Source organism: uncultured Campylobacter sp., from assembly GCF_937949835.1.
Lineage (GTDB): Bacteria > Campylobacterota > Campylobacteria > Campylobacterales > Campylobacteraceae > Campylobacter_B.
This window is the reverse complement of record NZ_CALEDC010000484.1, coordinates 1-4,469: the sequence shown is the minus strand read 5'-3', so window position 1 is coordinate 4,469 and position 4,469 is coordinate 1. Positions and strand designations below refer to the sequence as shown.

The window sequence follows — 4,469 nt, the reverse complement described above, 5'->3', positions numbered from 1 at the left end:
CCATCTACAAAATACTTTTTAGATGGCTTTTATTCTTTTCCTATAAATATGCCAATTTATATGCTATTATTATTTGCTATATCCTTACTTTGGCTCGGGCTTATATGGTTTTATGTGGAGCTAAAGAGCTCGAATTATCTTTTAAGTTATATATTTTTACTTTTTTATACTGAATTTTTATGTGTTTTTTTTGTATGGAAAGGAAATTTTGATAATATAAATTTTGCTATCATTGCGCTACCCATGCTGATATTATTCCGTTTCATAGTTAAAAGAATTAGAAATATTTTATATATTATAATAGCGCCTATACTCATATTTGCTTATGCCAAATACTGCTATGAATATATATCCCAAATGACACTATATGAAAATACTTTTGCCACACACAGAAATTATAAATGGGATCATGAAAGAGCAGGTGGTATTATTACTACCTATTCATTTGAGCGCTTTGATGATGCTTTAAGACTTATAAACAAGTACTCTAAAAATTCAAATGAGTTATATATGATATCCAAATATGACAATATGTTGCAATTCTTTAGTAAAAAATATAGTGGGTTAAAGTATTTTGAACTAAAATCCTTTATAGTCACAGATAATGAATACAATGAAGTTTTAGATCTCATAAATTCTAAAGCCGATATTTTATATGTTGATACTGACATTTTTAATGTATATTATAAAGAGCTAAAAGAGAGACGTTTTTTTGATGTTTATAATAATCAATGGCTACCAAACGATGTTATGCGGCGGATTATACAATTAAAAATATTACTAAATCTTTTTGATGATGTTCGCGATAAGTATGAATTGATAGAGCACGGGAAACTAATAGATGTGTACAAAAGGAAAAAAGAATAATTTTAATATGTAGTTTGTAGTTAATCGATCTTGATTAAAAAGATATCGATATTTGGAAGGATTCTATGACGAAAAGAAAAATTTTAATAGTATTTGGAACGCGCCCGGAAGCCATTAAGATGGCTCTGTTGATAAAGGAATTTCAAAAACACGCGGAATTTGAAGTGAAGGTTTGCGTCACGGCGCAGCACAGACAGATGCTTGATCAGGTGCTTGAATTTTTTGAGATCAAGCCCGATTTTGATCTAAATTTAATGAAGCAAGGGCAGGATCTGTACGATATTACGTCAGGCGTTTTGCTTGGTATGCGCGATGTATTTAGCGAATATACCCCGGACATTGTGTTTGTGCATGGAGATACGACTACTACTTATGCCGTTTCTTTGGCGGCGTATTATCAAAAAATCGACGTGGCACATGTCGAAGCGGGGCTTAGGACGCATGATATCTATTCGCCGTTTCCTGAAGAGATAAATAGGCAGATGACGGGACTCATAGCTAAATATCACTTTGCGCCGACCATCGATGCAAGAGACAATCTATTAAAAGAAGGCAAAGATTCAAGAAATATAGTCGTTAGCGGCAACACCGTTATAGACGCGCTTTTGTGGACGATAGATAAAATCGAAAACAACGAGCTGCTAAAAAATAAAATTTTATCCTTTATAAATTCCAAATATAAGCTTAGTGATAGAAAATTTATTCTCGTTACAGGGCACAGACGAGAGAATTTCGGAGAAGGCTTTGTTAATATTTGTGAGGCTTTACGTGAAATAGCGCTAAAAAACGAAAATATCGACATCGTTTACCCCGTGCATCTAAATCCAAATGTAAGAAAGCCTGTGGGAGAAATTTTATCGGGCATTTCGAATATATTTTTAATTGATCCGCTAGAGTATGATAGTTTCGTCTATCTTATGAGCAAGTCATATATGATAGTAACAGATAGCGGCGGTATTCAAGAGGAGGCGCCGAGCCTATGCAAGCCTGTTTTAGTTATCAGAGAAACTACCGAAAGACCTGAAGGGATAAGGGCGGGATGCGTTAAGCTTATTGGCACCAAGCGCGAAAATATCATAAAAGAGGTGCAAAAATTATTAAATTTAAAAGATGAATATGATAAAATGAGTAAAAGTACAAGTCCGTATGGCGACGGTAAAGCTTGTAAAAAAATACTGGAATTTTTAAAAGGAATATTGTGAAAAAAGTTTGCATCTTAGGTCTTGGGTATATAGGGCTGCCTACGGCGGCGCTTTTGGCAAATAGGGGCTATAAAATACACGGCGTTGATGTGGTGCAGAGCGTCGTAGATACGATTAATGATGGTAAAATTCATATCGTCGAGCCGGAACTTGACGTATTTGTTAAAAAAGCAGTGCAGAGTGGAAATTTAAAAGCAGACGTTAGGCCTGATTTCGCAGACATTTTTATCATAGCTGTTCCGACGCCGTTTCGAGACGGATACGTGCCAAATATCGATTATGTCATAAGTGCGGCAAAATCTATAATACCATACGTAAAAGACGATAATATGGTCGTTTTAGAATCCACTTCACCGATAGGTACCACCGAAAAGATAGGCGAAATTTTAAAAAATGGCGGTGTTGATATTTCTAAAATTTATATCGCTCACTGCCCTGAGAGAGTTTTGCCCGGTAAAATTTTAAAAGAGCTTACGCAAAACGATAGAATCGTGGGTGGAACCACAAAAATTGCTACTAAAAAGATAGCGGAATTTTATAGGGAATTCGTTAGTGGTAGCGTTTTGCAGACGGATTCTAAGACTGCAGAGATGTCAAAGCTTACAGAGAATTCTTTCCGCGACGTAAACATAGCCTTTGCAAACGAGCTTAGCATTTTGTGCGATAAATTCGGCATTAACGTCTGGGAGCTTATCTCGCTAGCAAATCGCCATCCGCGAGTTAATATTTTAAGCCCGGGCTGCGGCGTAGGCGGGCACTGCATAGCGGTCGATCCGTGGTTTATCGTCCATGCGGGCGGCTACGAAGCGAGGCTGATCAAATCCGCAAGAGAGGTCAATGATCACAAAGCTGAATGGTGTATAGAAAAGATCAAAAACGCCGCTTTGAAATTTGAGCTGCAAAACGGCAGAAAGCCCAAAGTCGCGTGCATGGGGCCTGCTTTTAAGCCGGATATCGACGATTTGCGGGAGTCGCCTGCGCTAAATATAACCAAGCGCCTGATCGCAGACGGCGTCGATGTGATCGCCGTAGAGCCCAACATCAAGGCTCACAAAGATTTTGAGATAGCGGATTATAAAAAGGCTATTGAAATTTCGGACATTATCGTATTTTTAGTCGGGCATAAGGAATTTAAAGGGCTAAAAATAGAAAAAGAAGTTTTGGATTTTTGCGGCGTGCGAAATACTAATATTTAATATTTTTCAAGGTATGGTTAATGATACAAGCAATAGTTAAAAAAGGCAAAGTTTTAGCGGAGCAGATCCCGGCTCCGAGCGTTTCAAAGGGATGCGTTCTTATAAAAGTAGTAAATAGCTGCATATCGGCGGGCACCGAGATAAGCGGCGTATCAAATAGCGGCAAAAGCTTTATTGAAGAGTTTATGATTAAATATAAGGATTATATATGTGTGGCATAGTTGGTAAAATTTCATTTAATAATGTTATAGATGCCGACAGGCAAATAATAGAAAAAATGGCTTTATTATTGGCTCACAGGGGACCCGATTATCAAGGAATATATAATGATAATAATGTCGTACTTGCTCATAGAAGACTTGCTATTATAGATACTGCAAATTTAGCGAATCAGCCTATGCTTAGCGATGATCAAGAAATAGTGTTAGTGTTTAATGGCGAAATATACAATCATACAGAGATTAGAAAAGAACTAAAGAATAAATATGCATTTAGGACCGATCATTCAGATACGGAAACTATAATATATGCCTATAAAGAGTGGGGTATAGATTGCATAAAGAAATTCAATGGTTTTTTTGCCTTTTGTATTTATGATAAAAAGAAAAATGAGATTTATCTCGTTAGAGATAGGTTTGGTAAAAAGCCCCTATATTATATACTAAATGACAGCACATGTTATTTTGCATCGGAAGCCCATGTTTTTTTTAGAACAAATATAATAAACAAGGAATTTAATGAAGAAGCGATATACCATTATCTCACTTTTTTAACAACACCGACTCCAAGCACATTTTTTAAAAATGTATATAAGCTAGAGGCCGGCTATTATCTAAAAATATCAAAACAAGGTGTTGAAAAACAACAATATTTTAATATCTCTGATTATATTAATATAGACAATAAAGATTCTTTTGAAACAGCCGTAAATATAACAAGAGAAAAATTAGAATCATCGATGAAATATAGGAATGTGGCTGATGTTGGTGTTTGTGTCGCATTAAGTGGAGGACTCGATAGCTCACTAAATCTATATTATTCTAAGGATATAAATAAAAATATAAAAGCAATAAATATAGCGTATGAAAAAACCAGTAGTTTTGACGAATCTGTTATATCTAAAAGATTGGCTGATGAATATGATGTTAGCTTTATAGGCAAAAAGATTACAGATACTATGTTTAATAATTTGATAGATAAATAT

5 protein-coding genes are annotated in these 4,469 nt (G+C 35.5%); all 5 read left to right on the top strand.

Features of this window, described 5'->3' with window-relative positions; translation table 11 throughout:
• A partial coding sequence (locus tag Q0256_RS10770; protein WP_297962918.1) for a hypothetical protein occupies positions 1 to 867 on the top strand: 867 nt, incomplete at its 5' end.
• Between the two features lie 65 nt (positions 868 to 932).
• Positions 933 to 2,069 (top strand): non-hydrolyzing UDP-N-acetylglucosamine 2-epimerase, encoded by a 1,137-nt coding sequence (wecB, locus tag Q0256_RS10765; RefSeq protein ID WP_297962915.1) that lies wholly within the window; start codon positions 933 to 935, stop codon positions 2,067 to 2,069.
• The gene (wecC, locus tag Q0256_RS10760) at positions 2,063 to 3,265 is read left to right on the top strand and encodes a UDP-N-acetyl-D-mannosamine dehydrogenase (protein ID WP_297962921.1); all 1,203 of its coding nucleotides are present in this window, start codon (positions 2,063 to 2,065) and stop codon (positions 3,263 to 3,265) included. Before wecB ends, wecC begins: the two co-directional genes overlap by 7 nt.
• A gap of 20 nt (positions 3,266 to 3,285) precedes the next feature.
• Positions 3,286 to 3,486: a hypothetical protein gene (locus tag Q0256_RS10755; protein WP_297962912.1), complete on the top strand. Its 201-nt coding sequence runs from the start codon at positions 3,286 to 3,288 to the stop codon at positions 3,484 to 3,486.
• Positions 3,474 to 4,469: asparagine synthase (glutamine-hydrolyzing) (gene asnB / locus Q0256_RS10750; protein WP_297962910.1), on the top strand; the 996-nt coding region annotated here is incomplete at its 3' end. The genes Q0256_RS10755 and asnB, both read left to right, overlap by 13 nt.